Raw genomic sequence first — 17,227 nt, 5'->3', positions numbered from 1 at the left:
CTTTTGTTAGCTGTGAATTGGCCCGTCACCGCAGGCCAGGGCCGCCTCACGCACCGCTTCGGAATATGTCGGATGCGCGTGACAGGTCAGCGCCAGATCTTCGGCCGAGGCGCCGAATTCCATCGCCACGCAGACCTCGTGAATCAAATCACCCGCAGCCGGGCCAATGATATGCGCGCCCAGAATGCGGTCGGTTTCCTTGTCTGCCAGAATCTTGACGAAACCATCCGAGGCAAAGTTCGCCTTGGCGCGGCCATTGCCCATGAACATGAACTTTCCGACCTTATAGGCACGGCCCTGTTCTTTGAGCGTCGCCTCGGTCTCGCCGACATTGGCGACCTCGGGCCAGGTGTAGATCACGCCCGGAATGACGCCATAGTTCACATGCCCATGCTTGCCCGCAACCTGTTCGGCGGCGGCCATGCCCTCGTCTTCGGCCTTATGCGCCAGCATCGGGCCTTCAGTCACGTCGCCGATGGCATAGACGCCCGGCACGTTAGTCTGCCAATCGGCGCCTACCTTGATCTGACCGCGGGGTGTCATTTCAACACCCAAAGCGTCCAGCCCCAAACCATCCGAGAACGGTTTGCGCCCAGTAGCGACAAGGACGGTATCGGCGTCAATCACATGCTCGCTGTCATCCTTCAGCAGCTTATAAGTCACCTTGGCCTTGGTCTTGGTGGTTTCGGTCTTTTGCACCGCAGCACCCATAACAAAGTTCAGGCCCTGTTTCTTGAGGATGCGCTGGAAGGTTTTCTGAACCTCAGGGTCCATCCCCGGGGTGATTTCCTTGAGGAATTCGATCACCGTGACTTCGGAACCCAGACGGCTGTAGACCGAGCCCAGTTCCAGCCCGATCACGCCTGCGCCGATGACAACCATCTTCTTCGGAATCTTGCCCAGCGCCAGCGCGCCGGTTGAGGTCACGACGACCTTTTCATCCACCTCAACACCAGGCAGCGCGGAAGGCTCGGACCCGGACGCGATGATGATGTTCTTGGCTTCGTGAACCTCATCACCGACCTTGACCTGCCCAGCGGCCGGGATCGAACCCCAGCCTTTCAGCCAGTCGATCTTGTTCTTCTTGAACAGGAATTCGATGCCCTTGGTGTTGCCGTCAATGACTTCGTCCTTATAGGCCTGCATCTGCTTCCAATCGACTGAAGGGCTTTTGCCCTTGAGGCCCATCTTGGCAAAGTTATGCTCGGCCTCGTGCAGCTGATGGCTGGCATGCAGCAACGCCTTAGACGGGATGCAGCCCACGTTCAGGCAGGTGCCGCCCAGCGTCTCACGCCCTTCGACCACGGCGGTTTTCAACCCCAGCTGCGCGCAGCGGATGGCGCAGACATAGCCGCCGGGGCCTGCTCCGATTACGATGACGTCATAGTTTGCCATTTGTCCGGTCCTTGTATTTGGTGGGGTCGGATACGCTTGTCTGCGCAATGCACCCCCATTGAATAATCTATGCGGCAGCTCGAATCAAAACACAGCTGCCAACAGCATTGCAGTGGTCGCCAGCAGCCCGATCATCCAGATCACCGTACGCCATGGTGTCCAGCCAAATGCATAGGCCGGAACATAGGAAGCGCGTGCGATCAGGTAGACCCAACTACAGGCGGCAGTAAAAGCGCTGGATTGCCCCGAGGCCGTAATGACCAAAGATGCGATAGCGAACAAAACCAACCCTTCGGAATGGTTGCTAAGCGCCCGGTGCAGTCGTCCCATTGCAGCAGGTTTGTCAAACGGGGTATCACGAGGTCCCAACGCGTGCAGCACATCGACCTTGCCGTGGCCAGAGATCAAATAGGCGACAAATTGAGCGACCCAAAGAAGGGCTGCCAGCGACAAGACGGTCAATTCCGTGGTCATTCAGCTTGTTTCCTCGCACTAGGAACGGATGCGATAAATCGGTTTAAACTGGCGTCAGAAGCTTCACCTGAATATGCGCGATCCCGCCGCGTTCGTGATGCATGGCCAATTCCTCGGAATCAAAGAAACTCAGGGCCTTTTCAAGATCAACCACCTCAAACATTGCAACCGCATGATCACGCTGATCGGGGTCTTTCCAGATGTGGAGGTCGCGGATACCCGCGGCCTCTCGCATTGGCTTGTCTTCGCGAAACACTTTCAGCCAGACATCGAAATCGGCAACGTCAGCCTGCCAGAGTACATGAGTTGCCATGGTCACAGATCCATCAGCAGACGACGTGGGTCTTCCAGCGCCTCTTTCACGCGCACTAGGAAGGTCACAGCACCTTTGCCGTCCACGATCCGGTGGTCATAGGACAGAGCCAGATACATCATCGGGCGGATCTTGACCTCACCGTTGATGGCCATCGGACGGTCCTGAATCTTGTGCATACCAAGAATACCCGACTGCGGCGGGTTCAGGATCGGCGAGGACATCAGCGAGCCATAGACGCCGCCGTTCGAAATGGTGAAGGTGCCGCCCTGCATCTCTTCCATGCTCAGCTTGCCGTCACGGGCGCGCCTGCCCTTTTCGGCGATTGCCTTTTCGATCGCGGCAAATGACATCGAATCCGCATCACGGATGACCGGAACAACAAGACCGGTCGGCGTGCCTGCGGCGACACCCATATGCACAAAGTTCTTATAGACAATGTCGGTGCCATCAATCTCGGCATTCACTTCGGGCACTTCTTTCAGTGCATGACAGCAGGCCTTGGTGAAGAAGGACATAAAGCCCAGACGGACGCCGTGCTTCTTCTCGAACTGGTCTTTGTACTGGTTGCGCAGGGCCATCACCTCGGTCATGTCCACCTCATTATAGGTGGTCAGCATGGCGGCGGTGTTCTGGCTGTCTTTCAGGCGTTTGGCGATGGTCTGGCGCAGGCGTGTCATGCGCACACGTTCCTCGCGGCTGGCATCCTGTGCAGCAACGGGTGCGCGTGGCGCCTGGATCGCAGGTGCGGGTGCCGCGACAGCGGGCGCTGGGGCCGCGACTGCCTTGGCCACATCTTCCTTCATGATACGTCCGTCGCGTCCGGTTCCCGTGACCTGATCGGCGGACAGGCCAGCCTGGGCCATGGCTTTTTCGGCCGAGGGTGCATTGGCCACATCTTTGCCGCCAACGGAATCACTTCCGCTTGCAGGTGCAACCGCTGCCGGAGCGGCTACTGCCCCTGCTGCTGAACCCGAGATCACCGCCAGCTTGGCAGCGGCGTCTACAGTTGCGCCTTCAGGGGCAACGATTTCTGCCAGAACACCCGCCGCAGGAGCGGGAACCTCGACCGAGACCTTGTCGGTTTCCAGCTCACACAGCATCTCGTCCTGTGCGACGCTGTCACCGACCTGTTTGAACCAGGTCGAGACCGTCGCTTCGGTCACGGATTCGCCCAACGTGGGCACCATCACATCAACGCTGCCGCCCGAGGCTGCCGGTGCTGCGGCAGGCGCAGGTGCGGCGGCTGGGGCCGGGGCGGCGCCTTCTCCGGCGACGATTGTCGCCAGCAGGGCATCAACACCAACGGTTTCGCCTTCGGCGGCGACAACCTCACCCATCACGCCAGCGGCTGGCGAGGGGACCTCGACCGTGACCTTATCGGTCTCAAGCTCGCACAGCATTTCATCGACGGCGACCGCGTCACCGGGCTTCTTGAACCAGGTGGCGACGGTGGCTTCGGTAACGGATTCGCCCAGCGTGGGAACACGAACTTCAATGGACATCATTACTTTCCTTCAATGCTCAGCGCTTCGTTCACCAGCGCTTCTTGTTGGGCTTTATGTTGGCTGGCCAGACCTGTCGCAGGTGAGGCCGAGGTGGCGCGGCCGACATAGACCGGGCGGGTATGTTTGGCGCCGATCCGGGTCAGGACCCATTCGATATTGGGTTCGATAAAGGACCATGCACCCTGGTTCTTGGGCTCTTCCTGACACCAGATGATTTCGGCTCCCTTGAACCGTTCCAGTTCATTGATCAGCGAATGCGCGGGGAACGGATAGTACTGTTCGATCCGCATCAGATAGACATCGTCGATACCGCGCGCGTCACGCTCTTCCAGCAGGTCGAAATAGACCTTGCCGGAACACATCACGACCCGCTTGATTTTGTCATCCTTGACCAGGGTTGTGTCCGAGTTACCCTTTTGCGCGTCGTCCCACAGCACCCGGTGGAAGCTGGAGCCGGTGGTGAAATCCTCGGCCGTGCTGATCGCCAGCTTGTGGCGCAGCAGCGATTTCGGTGTCACCAGGATCAGAGGCTTGCGGAAGGTTCTGTGCAACTGACGGCGCAGGATGTGGAAGTAGTTCGCAGGCGTCGTGCAGTTGGCCACGATCCAGTTGTCCTGACCACACATCTGCAGAAAGCGTTCCAGACGCGAGGAAGAGTGTTCAGGCCCTTGCCCTTCGAACCCGTGCGGCAGCAGGGTCACCAGACCGGACATGCGCAGCCATTTGCTTTCGCCCGAGCTGATGAACTGATCGAACATGATCTGCGCACCGTTGGCGAAATCGCCGAACTGCGCCTCCCACAGGGTCAGAGCGTTGGGTTCAGCCAGGGAAAAGCCGTATTCAAAGCCCAGAACCGCGTATTCCGACAGCATCGAGTCGATCACCTCATATTGTGATTGACCAGCCCGGATGTTGTTCAGTGGATAGTACCGCTCTTCAGTTTCCTGATTGATAAAGCCGGAATGACGCTGGCTGAACGTACCGCGCGTCGCGTCCTGTCCCGACAGGCGAACTGGATAGCCTTCGGTCAGCAATGATCCAAAGGCCAGTGCCTCACCCGTGGCCCAGTCAAAGCCTTTGCCGCTTTCGAACATTTGCTTTTTGTGATCCAGCAGGCGGCCGACAGTTTTATGGAGCGCAAATCCTTCGGGGGCCCGGGTTAGCGATGCGCCAACCTCGGCCAGGGTTTCCGGTGCAATCGCAGTATCGCCGCGAACATATTCGTCTTTGTTCTTATCCAGATGCGCCCAACGCCCGTCCAGCCAGTCGGCCTTGTTGGGCTTATAGTCTTTGCCGGCTTCGAACTCATCATTCAGATGGGCCTGGAAGGCGGCTTTCATATCTTCGATCTCGCCTTCGGGGATCAACCCGTCCTTGACCAGCCGTTCCGTGTATATTGATAGCGTGGTCTTATGGGTCTTGATCTTCTTGTACATGATCGGGTTGGTGAACATGGGCTCGTCGCCCTCGTTATGCCCGAACCGGCGATAGCAGAATATATCCAGAACCACGTCCTTGTGGAACTTCTGGCGAAACTCGGTCGCAACCTTGGCTGCGTGTACCACCGCCTCGGGGTCGTCGCCATTCACGTGGAAGATCGGGGCTTCAACCATCAGTGCGATATCCGTGGGATAAGGGCTGGAGCGCGAGAAATGCGGTGCGGTTGTAAAGCCGATCTGGTTGTTCACCACGATATGCATGGTGCCGCCGGTCCTGTGACCGCGCAGGCCGGACAGGCCGAATCCTTCGGCAACGACACCCTGACCGGCAAAGGCCGCATCGCCATGCAGTAGAATGGCCATGACTCTGGTCCGGTCGGTGTCGTTCAACTGATCCTGCTTGGCGCGGACCTTGCCCAGAACAACAGGGTTCACCGCCTCAAGGTGGCTTGGGTTAGCGGTCAATGACAGGTGTACGCTGTTGCCGTCAAATTCGCGGTCGCTTGAGGCGCCCAGGTGGTATTTTACATCGCCCGAGCCATCCACGTCCTCAGGCTTGAAGCTGCCCCCTTGGAATTCGTTAAAGATGGCGCGGTATGGCTTGGCCATTACATTCGCTAGAATGTTCAGACGTCCGCGGTGTGGCATGCCGATGACAATATCGCTCAGGCCTAGGGCCCCGCCGCGTTTGATGATCTGTTCCATCGCGGGGATCAGTGCTTCGCCGCCGTCCAGACCAAAGCGCTTGGTGCCCATGTATTTCACGTGCAGGAACTTTTCGAACCCTTCGGCCTCGACCATCTTGTTCAGGATGGCCTTGCGGCCCTCTTTGGTGAACGCGATTTCCTTGCCATAGCCTTCGATCCGCTCTTTCAGCCAGGCGGCCTCTTCCGGGTTCGAAATATGCATGTATTGCAGCGCGAAGGTGCCGCAATAGGTGCGTTTCACGATCTCGACGATCTGGCGCATGCTGGCCATCTGCAGGCCCAGCACGTTGTCGATAAAGATCGGGCGATCCATATCGGCATCGGTAAACCCATAAGTCTTGGGGTCCAATTCCGGATGCGTGCTGGCAGCCCGCATGCCCAACGGGTCCAGATCGGCGGCCAGATGACCCCGAATACGATAGGCCCGGATCAGCATCAGCGCCCGCAGACTGTCCAGAACTGCGCGCTTAATCTGGTCTTCGCTGACGGCAACACCTTTGTCGGCGGCTTTTTCCTTGATCTTCTTACCCGCCGCCTTGGCGTCGATCTCGGCCCATTCGCCAGTCAACGCACCGGTCAGATCATCCGTCGGCATCGGCGGCCAGTCGGACCGCGCCCACGAAGGCCCCTCGGCCTCGCGCTGGACATCAGGCGAGGCGTCGCCCATGGCCTTGAAGAACTCGGCCCAGGCGGCATCCACCGCGCCGGGGTTCTTGGAATACTGGGCGTAGAGCTGCTCCAGATATTCGGCGTTATGCCCCTGCATAAAGCTTGAGGCGTGGAAGGCAGAGTTGGGCGTATGTTCGGTCATTGTAGGACCTCAAATGCGATTTCGGATTTGGTAGGATTTAGTTTTGCGGATCTTCGGGGTAGTTTCCGGCCTCGAATACCCAGGTCATTCTTCGTCGAACGATGTCTATCGTATCTGCGTCGAAATAATCGGGCACCGGAATGCCTTTTCGTCGTTCGGCCATCGACTTTTCGTGCGGCAATTCAAAGCTGTCTTCCGGCAGCCCAAAGGATCGATAAATCTCTTTCAGATCTGACTGCAGGTTTTCCTTGCGGACGAACTTGTCCACGATCAGCTTGTTGTTGATCGAGACTATCTCCCAGTTATTGCCCCAGGCCTTTGACCGGATGAACTCTTTGAACTGAGCAATTTCGGTCTGCGGGTCTTCCGAGGGCAATCCTTGCTGATGTTTCCGAAAGTGGTAGTCGGATACAGCACGATCGAATGGATTTCGTACGTTGGCGATCTTTGTATAGGAATCAAAGGTCTTTGCCCCAAGATTGGCTCGAACCTGTTTCGCAGGCATATGGTTGCGCCATGCGTATTTGCGCCAGAACTGCCATTTTGGCCGGACCAAACTTGCAGTTTTCCCACGAGCACCGACAATACCGTATTTCGATACGCGGATTTGCCCATTTTCAAGCCGCGGAAGACCGGGTTCTTCGCATAAAGGCTGAAGCGCTATCTCGGTAGAGGTTCCCGCAGTCTTCGTCGTCTTGAGATAGATGAATTTGTGCTCATGGCAAACCAAAACCATGTCAGATGGCCTTTCTGGCCACAGGGGCCGCTTGTAGAGAGTTTACGCTCAGCAGGTTCATTGAGGGACCTCTGAAGGATTGGGACCGTATTGGTTGGTGCCTGGCTGGCTGGGGCGGGTCAGCCACCATAGGACCAGGAGGGGCGACACAAACAGAACGATAAATGTCGGAATGACGATCAGCAGCGTGGCGCGGGTGAACAGGATGTCCAGATTGCCGCCATGCTGGAAATGCGAGGCGAGGCCGATGCCAAAGACCAGTACGGCCCCGGCGCCAAAGAACAGCAGGATTGGCAGCAGCGCATACAGCCCGCTGCGCCCGGTATCATGCATCCGCCGCCATGCGACGGCCAGATGCGGGAAGAACACGATTAGACCAACAATACCCTGCACAGGCTGCGAAGACGTGACGGACACGGATCTGGACGTCTCGGTTTCAGTCACAGCGACTTGCGTGAAGAACTGCGCGTCGATAATCCCGGCGATGATGCTCCAGATCATGATGAACAGGAAAAAGAACCAATATTCAGACCGCGAGGCGCGACCCGAGAAGGTGAAGAACTTGGCGAAGCAGGTGCGGATGGCGTCGGAGAAGGTCATATCTGGTCAATCACCCAACTATTCCATTACAGGAAAAAGATACGATAAGAGCGTTCCGCGTACCTCGATTGGCAGTGAAAACAGCGCTGTCGCTGCCAACCAATCCGCAAACATAACCAACGCGTTTCACGATCACATCCTTGGTGGAGTCTTTACTTGCTCGAAAGCGAAACTGGTACTTCTGGCTTCCGGACAATTTGAGTTCGGAAAACCCTCTTTCTTTGGCGATGTAGTGAGTCTCGCAAGCCTCGTCCCGGATGAATTGTCCCTCGCTTGTCCAGCCGATAAGAACGCTACAAACTTTTGCTTCGGCTTGCTCTGATGCAGAGAATGCTAAAGTTACTGCTAAAAGCAGAGACCAAAAATACGCCAAAGGCGAGAAGGGCGGGCGTTTTTCGCCCACCCTCTTTTCGGGCGTAGCCCTCAGAGCGTATGCCCGGAGAGCAATCACTTACCCAATCGCTTCCAGCACAGCCTCACCCAGCTGCGCCGGGCTTTCGGCCACGACGATACCGGCGGCGCGCATGGCTTCGATCTTGTCCTCAGCACCGCCTTTGCCGCCGGCGACAATCGCGCCCGCGTGGCCCATGCGGCGGCCCGGAGGGGCCGTGCGGCCTGCGATGAAACCCGCCGTGGGCTTCTTGCGGCCCTTCTTGGCCTCATCCGCCAGGAACTGCGCGGCTTCTTCCTCGGCCGAGCCACCGATCTCACCGATCATGATGATCGATTCGGTTTCGTCATCGGCCAGGAACCATTCCAGCACGTCGATATGCTCGGTCCCTTTGATCGGGTCGCCGCCGATGCCCACACAGGTGGACTGGCCCAGGCCTACGTCTGTTGTCTGTTTCACAGCTTCATAAGTAAGCGTACCCGAGCGGGAAACGACACCCACGCTCCCGCGTTTGTGAATGTGGCCGGGCATGATGCCGATCTTGCAGGCGTCGGGCGTGATCACACCGGGGCAGTTCGGCCCGATCAGGCGCGAGCTTGAGCCTTCCAGAGCGCGCTTGACCTTCATCATGTCCAGAACCGGGATGCCTTCGGTGATGCAGACGATCACTTCCATCTCGGCATCAATCGCTTCGAGGATCGAGTCCGCCGCGAAGGGCGGCGGCACATAGATCACGCTGGCATTGGCCTCTGTCACATGCTTGGCCTCGTGGACCGAGTTGAACACGGGCAGGTCAAGGTGGGTCATCCCGCCTTTGCCGGGGGTCACACCGCCGACCATCTTGGTGCCATAGGCGATGGCCTGTTCAGAGTGGAATGTGCCCTGCGAGCCGGTAAAGCCCTGACAGATCACTTTGGTATTTTCGTCGATGAGGACTGCCATTTGGCGTTCTCCTATTTTTACCATTGATGGGTCAGGTGACCCTTAAGGTATTGGTTGTAGGCTCACGCCCATTCAAACTTTGATCCGTGCGCTGAAGTAGTGTTCGCCGCCGATTACACCCACGTACCGGATGCTGATCGGACCCAAGTCGCTTTGCAAAGCGTTAAAAGTCCCATTGACCGTTGATGGATTTTCGTTGGACACAAACACAATTGAGCAGGCAGTATCGGTCAGTTTGACCGAAAGATCTTGTTTCTGATGAAAGTATGTCGTCGTTTTCGAGTTCTGGACAAATCCATTTGCCGCCGCTGCGTCTTCCAAAGCACTGCGTCCCAATTCTGCCTGACCACACAGCGCGCGGAAATACGCCGTAGCTTGTCCGGCCGAGACCGGATTGGCGCCTGGACCCGCGTTTGATGACCGCTTGATTTCTGGCGGGTTCGACGGCGACGTGCTCTCAGTTGTTGTTTGACAGGCGGCCAAGCTAAGCAGTGCGCCTGCAAACAACAGTGGCTTACTGAAAAGACCCACGAATTTACCCCTTAACCGCCTTCACGATCTTCTCGGCACCGTCTTTCAGGTTGTCCGCCGCGATTACGTCCAGGCCAGAGGTGTTGATGATCTCTTTGCCCTTCTCAACGTTCGTGCCTTCCAGACGCACGACTAGCGGAACCTGCAGACCGACCTCTTTCACCGCGGCGACAACGCCCTCGGCGATGACGTCACAGCGCATGATACCGCCGAAGATGTTGACCAGAATGCCTTTGACTTGCGGGTCCGAGGTGATGATCTTGAACGCTTCGGTGACTTTCTCTTTGGTGGCGCCGCCGCCGACGTCGAGGAAGTTGGCAGGTTCGGCCCCATACAGCTTGATGATGTCCATCGTCGCCATGGCCAGACCGGCACCGTTGACCATGCACCCAATCTCACCATCCAGTGCGATATAGTTCAGGTCGTATTTCGACGCTTCCAGTTCCTTGGGGTCTTCCTCGGTCGTGTCGCGCAGTTCTGAAATATCCGGATGGCGATACATCGCGTTGCCGTCAAAACTGACCTTGGCGTCCAGCACCTTGAGGTCGCCGCTGTCGGAGACGATCAGCGGGTTGATCTCCAGCATTTCCATGTCCTTCTCGACGAAGGCGGCATAGAGCTGGCTCATCAGTTTGACGCATTGTTTGACCTGTGCGCCCTGCAGGCCCAGCGAGAATGCGATGCGGCGGCCGTGATAGGCCTGATATCCGGTGGCTGGGTCAACCGAGAAGGACAAGATTTTCTCAGGCGTGGCTGCGGCCACCTCTTCGATATCCATGCCGCCTTCGGTCGAGCAGACGAATGAAATGCGGCTGGTCTGGCGGTCTACCAACAGGGCCAGGTACAGTTCGCGTTCGATGCCGGAACCGGCCTCGATATAGATGCGGTTGACCTGTTTGCCCGCAGGACCGGTCTGATGCGTGACCAACGTGCGGCCTAGCATCTTTTTGGCTTCCTCGGCGGCCTCTTCAACCGATTTGGTCAGACGGACGCCGCCTTTTTCCCCGGCATCGGATTCCTTGAAAGACCCCTTGCCGCGGCCGCCCGCGTGGATCTGCGCTTTGACGACCCAAAGAGGTCCGTCCAACTCACCGGCTGCGGTTTTAGCTTCCTCGGCGCGCAGGACCGCGCGACCGTCGGAAACCGGGGCGCCATAGCTGCGAAGAAGCGCTTTGGCCTGATATTCGTGAATGTTCATCGAAACTGTCCCGTCTGACTACGATTGACCGATATAGGCGTGTCTAAGGGGTAAGTTTAAAGGCTTTTTTGATGTTGAGTAGGTTTTTCACGAAGATTTTCATTATTTGTGATCACAGCATTTCAGGGTGTGATCACAAAACTTGAGTCGGTATTGAGCGTTGATTCGTCGGGAAATTCACCCAATAGAATATGACTTTTCAAGCTAGCGCTAACCTATCCGCGTCTGAGGCGGACGATACCCTTTTTCACAGACATCACCAGTTTGCGCAGTTTGCCCAACAAGCCTTTGTCAACCAGTGGTCGGACTTTTTTCGACGCGCCGGGCGTGAGCTGTGCGTCGGCTTCGATAAGGCTGTTGATATGACGTTCGAGATCGGGCCCTACCAAACCGGCGACAGTTCTAGCGCTGTCCAGCCGCTTGTCATGACGGCTGTGAAATTTGTAGTGATGCAGCAGGCGCGGGGCGCTGTGCAGAAAACCAAACATCTCGGCCTGACGATAATCGAGGAAGTTGTACTCGGGTGGCAGAACTGCCAGTCGCAACGCGCTGGCAAACAGCTTTTCGCGGATTAGCGCCTGATCTGAGGTCAGGTTTTCCGAGATGATAGTCTCTTGTACATCTCGCAGGAAATCCAGCACTGCGTCCGAAGTGCGAATGCCAACCAGCCCACCATTGAGATGGGGAAATGCGTTGGGCAGCGGAGTTTTCCAAACACGTTGCGCATGGGCCGAGTTGCGCAATGGGTCATGGACCATCGCGATATCAAACTGCTCCAAGACGGTGAAGATATCCGACATATCTGCCAGACAGCGCACATCGGCATCCAAATAGACCGTCTTTTCGAACCGGGACCGCACAAGGCTTTCGAACTTGGGTCGGAACCAGCTTTTGTCCAGCATGTGGATTTGGTCAAACACTTCTGTTCCCGGGATGTTTTCGAGGTCGGTGAACAGGTCGACCGGTACATCCGGCATGGCGACCTTTAACGACCGAGCCGCTGCCACCGCTGTTTCGATGTAATCCTTACCGCTTGCGGCAATCACAAATCCCTGGGGCGACATGGCAATCTTCCAAAAAATGACCCGGCCCACCAAAGGTGAGCCGGGCACTGTTTAACGGTATTAGGCGGATCAGGCCAGAGAGCTGTCGATGCCTTTACACGCTTCGATCAAACCCTTCACGGCGTTGACCGAGTTGTCGAAACCGGCCTGCTCTTCTTCGTTGAGCTTGATGTTGACGATACGCTCGATACCGCCTGCGCCGATCACGGTGGGTACGCCGACATACATGCCTTCGACACCCAGCTCTCCGTCGCAATAAGCGGCGCAGGGCAGGACGCGTTTCTGGTCTTTCAGATAGGCTTCGGCCATTTCGATTGCCGATGTGGCAGGCGCATAGAAAGCCGAACCTGTTTTCAGCAGGCCAACGATTTCAGCCCCGCCGTCTCGGGTACGCTGCACGATTGCGTCCAGTTTCTCTTGTGTGGTCCAGCCCATCTCGACCAGATCGGGAAGCGGGATGCCCGCAACGGTAGAATAACGAACCGAAGGAACCATGGTGTCGCCGTGGCCACCCAGAACGAAGGCAGTGACGTCGCGCATGGACACGTTGAACTCTTCCGACAGGAAATGGGCAAAACGGCCCGAGTCCAGAACGCCCGCCATGCCGCAGACCTTGTTGTGCGGCATGCCCGAGAATTCACGCAGAGCCCAGACCATCGCGTCCAGTGGGTTGGTGATGCAGATGACAAAAGCATCGGGCGCGTTGGCGGCGATGCCTTCACCGACCGACTTCATGACTTTCAGGTTGATGCCCAGCAGGTCATCACGGCTCATGCCTGGCTTGCGTGGGACACCTGCGGTGACGATGCAAACGTCGGCGCCTGCGATGTCCTCATAGGACTGGGTGCCTTTCAGCTTGGCGTCGAACCCTTCGGAAGGGCCGGATTCTGCGATATCCAGCGCCTTGCCTTCCGGAGTGCCTTCGGCGATGTCGAACAGCACGACGTCACCGAGTTCCTTCATTGCTGCGAGGTGGGCGAGCGTGCCGCCGATCTGACCTGCGCCGATCAGCGCGATCTTGGGTCTGGCCATTTGGAAAATCTCCGGTCGGTATTGAAATCGCGGTTTTGCTAGTCCTAAAACCGGCGCTGCGCAAGCCTTCTGCGGCGCGGCATGCCACCGCATACCGTTTGCATGTCTCCTACCGATTGCGCTAAACCGCCTGTGACTCATGCATATTTACGGGACACCGCATGTTCGAGATGGACCTGATGTTTTTTGCCGTGGCGATCCCTGCTGTGATCTTCGCCGGCATCTCGAAGGGTGGGTTTGGCTCGGGGGTGGCGTTTGCCGCATCATCGATTCTGGCACTGATCCTGACACCGGGACAGGCGCTTGCACTGATGTTGCCAATTCTGATGGTAATCGACGTCGCTACGCTGGGCCCCTATTGGAAACGCTGGAGCTGGCCGGATTCACGCCTGCTGATCGTGGGGGCAGTGCCGGGTGTGGCAGTGGGCGCCTGGCTGTATCGCGCCACGAATGACGACCTTCTGCGCCTGCTGATCGGAGGAATTTCAGTGGGGTTCGTGATCTGGCATGTGGCCCAGAGAAAGGGCTGGATCCGCGGCTTTGCCAATCGTCTGCCGCCATTTGCGGGAATTTTTGCGGGGTTGGTCGCCGGGTTCACCAGCTTTGTCAGTCATGCGGGCGGCCCACCCGCCGCCGTCTATCTGATCTCGCAGCGTCTGTCGAAAACCGAGTTTCAGGCGAGCACCGTGCTGGTCTTCTGGGTCATCAATGTCGCTAAATTCATTCCGTATGCCTATCTGGGTCTGTTCACATGGCACACTGCGCTGGCCGACTTGTTGCTGGCTCCATTTGCCGTGCTTGGTGCATGGCTGGGTGTGCGCGCGCATTTCATGATATCCGAACGCTTGTTCTTCGGTATTGCCTACGTTTTGCTGATGCTGACCGGAACAAAACTGATCTGGGAGGCCCTGAGCTAGACATTGGGCGGCAGTGCTTCGGCCATATCTTCGTAGGACTGGCCCGAAGCCACAAGGCAGGTCATTCCATCCGGTAATGTCACCGTAATAGTCCAGCTTCCGCTTTGATCAGAGGCAAAGACTTCCATCACCGCACCTTGTCGGGCGATGCCAATGCTCTTACGCGTTTCGCCATAAGTCTCGGCCAGTCGAGTTATGACCTCGTCGCGGGGGGCGCAGCTTTGAGCCTGCACCTGCTGGGCGGCCAGAACCATGATACCCAGCCCCATTGTCATATTGAACAGCGTCTTGCTCATCGGTGAACCCTTTTGATTGCGATCTGCCAAGACGGTGACCGTTGCAGACCGAAATACGGTTAAAGGAACGCACGTTGCGTCGTTAATGCTGCGGTGCGGCAAGTTTGCGCTTGAACTTTCCTGCAGAAAATGCCCCATTCTGCGCAACATTATTTCAAGAGGCCGAAGCCAATGGACTCCCGTCAGCGACCCTACCGTTCCGTATTGTACATTCCCGGTTCCAAAGACCGGGCGTTGGACAAGGCCCGCAACCTGCCTGTTGATGCGGTTATTTTTGACCTCGAAGATGCGGTCGCGGCGGACGAAAAAAACAACGCGCGCGAAACGCTGGGGGCTGCCTTGGCTGCTGGCGGTTATGGGGCGCGGGTCAAGATCGTACGAATCAATGGCCTAGATACCGAATGGGGCCTGGCCGATGCCCAAGCCGTGCGGGACATGGACGTGGATGTGGTTTTGCTGCCCAAAGTGAATTCTGCTGCAGATGTGGATGCATTGGCCGCAATAACCGGTGATCTGCCGATATGGGCCATGATGGAGACGCCGCGCGGGATGCTGAACGCCGCCGAAATTGCCGCGCATCCGCAGATGGCGGGCTTCGTCATGGGCACCAACGATCTGGCCAAGGAATTGCAGACACGGTTCCGCCGAGACCGCCTGCCGTTGCAGACGTCGCTGGGCCTGTGCCTGTTAGCCGCAAAAGCCGAGGGGCTGATCATCGTCGATGGCGTCTATAACGCCTTCAAGGACAGCGAAGGCCTGGCGGCCGAATGCGCGCAGGGCCGCGATATGGGCTTTGACGGCAAGACCCTGATCCATCCCGCACAGGTCGATGTCACCAACGACGCCTTCGCCCCATCGGATGAGGAAATCGATCTGGCCCGCCGCCAGATCACCGCGTTTGAAGAGACCGAAGCACAAGGGCAGGGCGTCGCGGTCGTCGATGGCAAGATCGTGGAAAACCTGCACGTTGCAACCGCCCGTGAAATTCTGGCAAAAGCAGAGGCGATTTCAGCTTTGCAAGCGGGGTAAGCCAGCATGGGCTTTGTTCTTCTGATTCTTGGTGTGGCGCTCTGGTGGGCTGCACATCTGTTCAAACGCGTGATGCCGGACCAGCGCGCGGCGATGGGCAAAGGCGGTGCGGGCGCGGTGGCGCTGGCGCTGCTGGCGTCAATCCTGTTGATGATCTTCGGTTATCGCATGACCGATTTCATCCCAATCTGGTCGCCGCCGACCTTTCTGATCCACGTCAACAACCTGTTGGTGCTGATCGCCATCTATATGATGAGCCCCGCAGGCCAAAAGGGTCGTCTGCTGAACAAGCTGCGTCACCCGATGCTGGGCGGCATGAAGCTCTGGGCCTTTGCGCATTTGCTGGTCAATGGTGATCTGGCCTCAATCGTCCTGTTCGGCGGCTTGCTGGCCTGGGCGGTGGTCGAAGTGATCGTGATCAACAAATCCGAGCCGGACTGGACACCGGGCGAGCCGGGCACTTACGGCAAGGATGCGATGTTCTTTGTCGCGTCGATCGTTCTGCTGGGCATTATCGGCTATATTCACGGGTTGGTCGGCCCGTCGCCGTTTGGTTCATAAAGGTTTGACAACATGGCAACACTCTATCGTCTGCTGACCGAGGAAGACACCGCAGCCTTCTGTCACAAAGTGTCGGACGCGCTGGCAAAAGGGTGGGAGCTGTATGGCGACCCGTCCTATGCCTTTGACACTGCAAACAACGTGATGCGTTGTGCGCAGGCCGTGACCAAAGAGGTTGCGACCGACTATTCCCCTGAAATGAAACTGGGACAGCAATAATGGCAAAAACCAATCCGGGCCGTTTCTTCGAGGATTATTCTGTAGGGCAAGTGCTGCACCACGCGGTGCCTCGCACCGTGACCGATGGCGAACGGGCGTTGTATCATGCGCTCTATCCGGCGCGTCATGCTCTGTATTCCTCGGATGAGTTCGCCCGGAATTGTGGCCTGCCGCAAAGCCCGATCGATGATCTGGCGGCGTTTCACGTGGTGTTTGGCAAGACTGTCCCTGATGTATCGCTGAATGCAGTGGCCAATCTGGGCTATGCTGAGGGGCGTTGGTTGAAGCCGGTTTATCCCGGCGATACGCTGCGGTCGGAATCCGAAGTGATTGGGGTCAAGCAGAACTCGAACGGAAAAACCGGTGTGGTGTGGGTGCGAACCCGTGGCCTGAACCAGCGCGATGAGGTGGTTATTGAGTATGTCCGCTGGGTGATGGTGCGCAAATCGAACCCTGACGCGCCCGCCCCGGACACGGTGGTGCCCGAGTTGAAACAGGTGCTGGAGCCACAGGATCTGGTAGTGCCACAAGGGCTGAACTTTTCCTCCTATGAATTTGTTCCGGCCGGTGAGGCGCATCGGTGGGGCGATTACGCGATTGGTGAAAAGATTGATCATGTGGACGGTGTCACCGTGGAAGAAGCCGAGCATATGCTGGCCACGCGGCTTTGGCAGAACACCGCCAAGGTTCATTTCGATCTGACCTTCCGTCCCGAAGGCCGTCTTATCTATGGCGGGCACGTGATCTCGATGGCGCGGACCCTGTCGTTCAATGGATTGGCAAATGCGCAGATGATCGTCGGGTTGAACGGTGGCGCCCATGCCAACCCTTGCTTCTCAGGCGATACCATTAAGGCCTGGTCTGAGGTGCTGGACAAAGCCGAAACCGGCATCCCCGGCGTTGGGGCGGTCCGGTTGCGGCTGGTCGCCACGAAGGGTGGAGAGCCATTCGAGTTGAAAAATGACGATGGCCGATATCTGCCCAACGTTCTGTTGGACCTCGACTACTGGGCTTTGATGCCAGTCTGACCCCACATTCATTTGAACGCAGCCTGAAATATTCGT

General features: G+C 57.5%; 19 protein-coding genes. 5 read left to right on the top strand and 14 right to left on the bottom strand.

Annotation, left to right across the window (positions count from 1 at the left end):
• Window positions 1-6 precede the first annotated feature (6 nt).
• From lpdA to mdh, 13 genes are all read right to left on the bottom strand, one after another.
• Window positions 7-1,395: a dihydrolipoyl dehydrogenase gene (lpdA, locus tag AC2FH6_RS06490; protein ID WP_496701753.1), complete on the bottom strand. Its 1,389-nt coding sequence runs from the start codon at window positions 1,393-1,395 to the stop codon at window positions 7-9.
• Window positions 1,396-1,479: 84 nt separating this feature from the next.
• Window positions 1,480-1,869 (bottom strand): MAPEG family protein, encoded by a 390-nt coding sequence (locus tag AC2FH6_RS06485; protein WP_496700912.1) that lies wholly within the window; start codon window positions 1,867-1,869, stop codon window positions 1,480-1,482.
• Window positions 1,870-1,912: 43 nt separating this feature from the next.
• Window positions 1,913-2,182 carry a hypothetical protein gene (locus tag AC2FH6_RS06480; protein WP_142635953.1) on the bottom strand — a complete coding sequence of 90 codons (270 nt, stop codon included), beginning with the start codon at window positions 2,180-2,182 and terminating at the stop codon, window positions 1,913-1,915.
• Window positions 2,183-2,184: 2 nt separating this feature from the next.
• The gene (gene odhB, locus AC2FH6_RS06475; RefSeq protein WP_496693571.1) at window positions 2,185-3,687 is read right to left on the bottom strand and encodes a 2-oxoglutarate dehydrogenase complex dihydrolipoyllysine-residue succinyltransferase; all 1,503 of its coding nucleotides are present in this window, start codon (window positions 3,685-3,687) and stop codon (window positions 2,185-2,187) included.
• 2 nt (window positions 3,688-3,689) lie between these two features.
• Window positions 3,690-6,647 (bottom strand): 2-oxoglutarate dehydrogenase E1 component, encoded by a 2,958-nt coding sequence (locus AC2FH6_RS06470; protein ID WP_496701751.1) that lies wholly within the window; start codon window positions 6,645-6,647, stop codon window positions 3,690-3,692.
• A 37-nt stretch (window positions 6,648-6,684) separates the two neighbouring features.
• Complete coding sequence (locus tag AC2FH6_RS06465; RefSeq protein WP_142635468.1) at window positions 6,685-7,383, bottom strand: sulfotransferase family 2 domain-containing protein; 699 nt, start codon at window positions 7,381-7,383, stop codon at window positions 6,685-6,687.
• A gap of 57 nt (window positions 7,384-7,440) precedes the next feature.
• Window positions 7,441-7,983, bottom strand: coding sequence for a DUF805 domain-containing protein (locus tag AC2FH6_RS06460; protein ID WP_142635955.1), 543 nt, complete (start codon window positions 7,981-7,983; stop codon window positions 7,441-7,443).
• 10 nt (window positions 7,984-7,993) lie between these two features.
• Window positions 7,994-8,386 carry a hypothetical protein gene (locus tag AC2FH6_RS06455; protein WP_282021640.1) on the bottom strand — a complete coding sequence of 131 codons (393 nt, stop codon included), beginning with the start codon at window positions 8,384-8,386 and terminating at the stop codon, window positions 7,994-7,996.
• 48 nt (window positions 8,387-8,434) lie between these two features.
• The gene (gene sucD, locus AC2FH6_RS06450; RefSeq protein ID WP_496691799.1) at window positions 8,435-9,316 is read right to left on the bottom strand and encodes a succinate--CoA ligase subunit alpha; all 882 of its coding nucleotides are present in this window, start codon (window positions 9,314-9,316) and stop codon (window positions 8,435-8,437) included.
• 72 nt (window positions 9,317-9,388) lie between these two features.
• Window positions 9,389-9,637: a hypothetical protein gene (locus AC2FH6_RS06445; protein ID WP_496701749.1), complete on the bottom strand. Its 249-nt coding sequence runs from the start codon at window positions 9,635-9,637 to the stop codon at window positions 9,389-9,391.
• A 214-nt stretch (window positions 9,638-9,851) separates the two neighbouring features.
• Window positions 9,852-11,045, bottom strand: a complete 1,194-nt coding sequence (gene sucC / locus AC2FH6_RS06440; protein ID WP_496688984.1) for an ADP-forming succinate--CoA ligase subunit beta — start codon at window positions 11,043-11,045, stop codon at window positions 9,852-9,854.
• A gap of 215 nt (window positions 11,046-11,260) precedes the next feature.
• Window positions 11,261-12,109: a putative nucleotide-diphospho-sugar transferase gene (locus AC2FH6_RS06435; RefSeq protein ID WP_271948429.1), complete on the bottom strand. Its 849-nt coding sequence runs from the start codon at window positions 12,107-12,109 to the stop codon at window positions 11,261-11,263.
• Between the two features lie 69 nt (window positions 12,110-12,178).
• Complete coding sequence (gene mdh / locus AC2FH6_RS06430; RefSeq protein WP_142635480.1) at window positions 12,179-13,141, bottom strand: malate dehydrogenase; 963 nt, start codon at window positions 13,139-13,141, stop codon at window positions 12,179-12,181.
• A gap of 161 nt (window positions 13,142-13,302) precedes the next feature.
• Here mdh and AC2FH6_RS06425 point away from each other — a divergent pair, with 161 nt between their 5' ends.
• On the top strand, window positions 13,303-14,058 hold the full coding sequence (locus AC2FH6_RS06425) for a sulfite exporter TauE/SafE family protein (RefSeq protein ID WP_496700902.1): 756 nt from the start codon (window positions 13,303-13,305) through the stop codon (window positions 14,056-14,058).
• Here AC2FH6_RS06425 and AC2FH6_RS06420 read toward each other — a convergent pair.
• A complete protein-coding gene (locus AC2FH6_RS06420) occupies window positions 14,055-14,354 on the bottom strand; it encodes a hypothetical protein (RefSeq protein WP_271948426.1) in 300 nt (99 codons plus the stop codon). The genes AC2FH6_RS06425 and AC2FH6_RS06420 overlap by 4 nt on opposite strands.
• Window positions 14,355-14,525: 171 nt before the next feature.
• Between AC2FH6_RS06420 and AC2FH6_RS06415 the strand changes: the two genes are divergently transcribed.
• Genes AC2FH6_RS06415 through AC2FH6_RS06400 form a run of 4 tightly spaced genes read left to right on the top strand, consistent with a single transcriptional unit; the run spans window position 14,526 to window position 17,191 of the window.
• Complete coding sequence (locus AC2FH6_RS06415; protein ID WP_496700898.1) at window positions 14,526-15,383, top strand: HpcH/HpaI aldolase/citrate lyase family protein; 858 nt, start codon at window positions 14,526-14,528, stop codon at window positions 15,381-15,383.
• Window positions 15,384-15,389: 6 nt separating this feature from the next.
• Entirely contained in the window at window positions 15,390-15,944 is a 555-nt protein-coding gene (locus tag AC2FH6_RS06410; protein ID WP_496688977.1) for an NnrU family protein, read from the top strand.
• Window positions 15,945-15,956: 12 nt separating this feature from the next.
• Complete coding sequence (locus AC2FH6_RS06405; RefSeq protein ID WP_142635490.1) at window positions 15,957-16,163, top strand: DUF1737 domain-containing protein; 207 nt, start codon at window positions 15,957-15,959, stop codon at window positions 16,161-16,163.
• Window positions 16,163-17,191 carry a MaoC family dehydratase gene (locus AC2FH6_RS06400; RefSeq protein WP_496701747.1) on the top strand — a complete coding sequence of 343 codons (1,029 nt, stop codon included), beginning with the start codon at window positions 16,163-16,165 and terminating at the stop codon, window positions 17,189-17,191. Before AC2FH6_RS06405 ends, AC2FH6_RS06400 begins: the two co-directional genes overlap by 1 nt.
• Window positions 17,192-17,227 lie beyond the last annotated feature (36 nt).

The organism is Ruegeria sp. CDSC045 (assembly GCF_059610725.1).
Note: the sequence above shows the minus strand (reverse complement) of the source record. Positions and strands in the feature narration are given on the sequence as shown.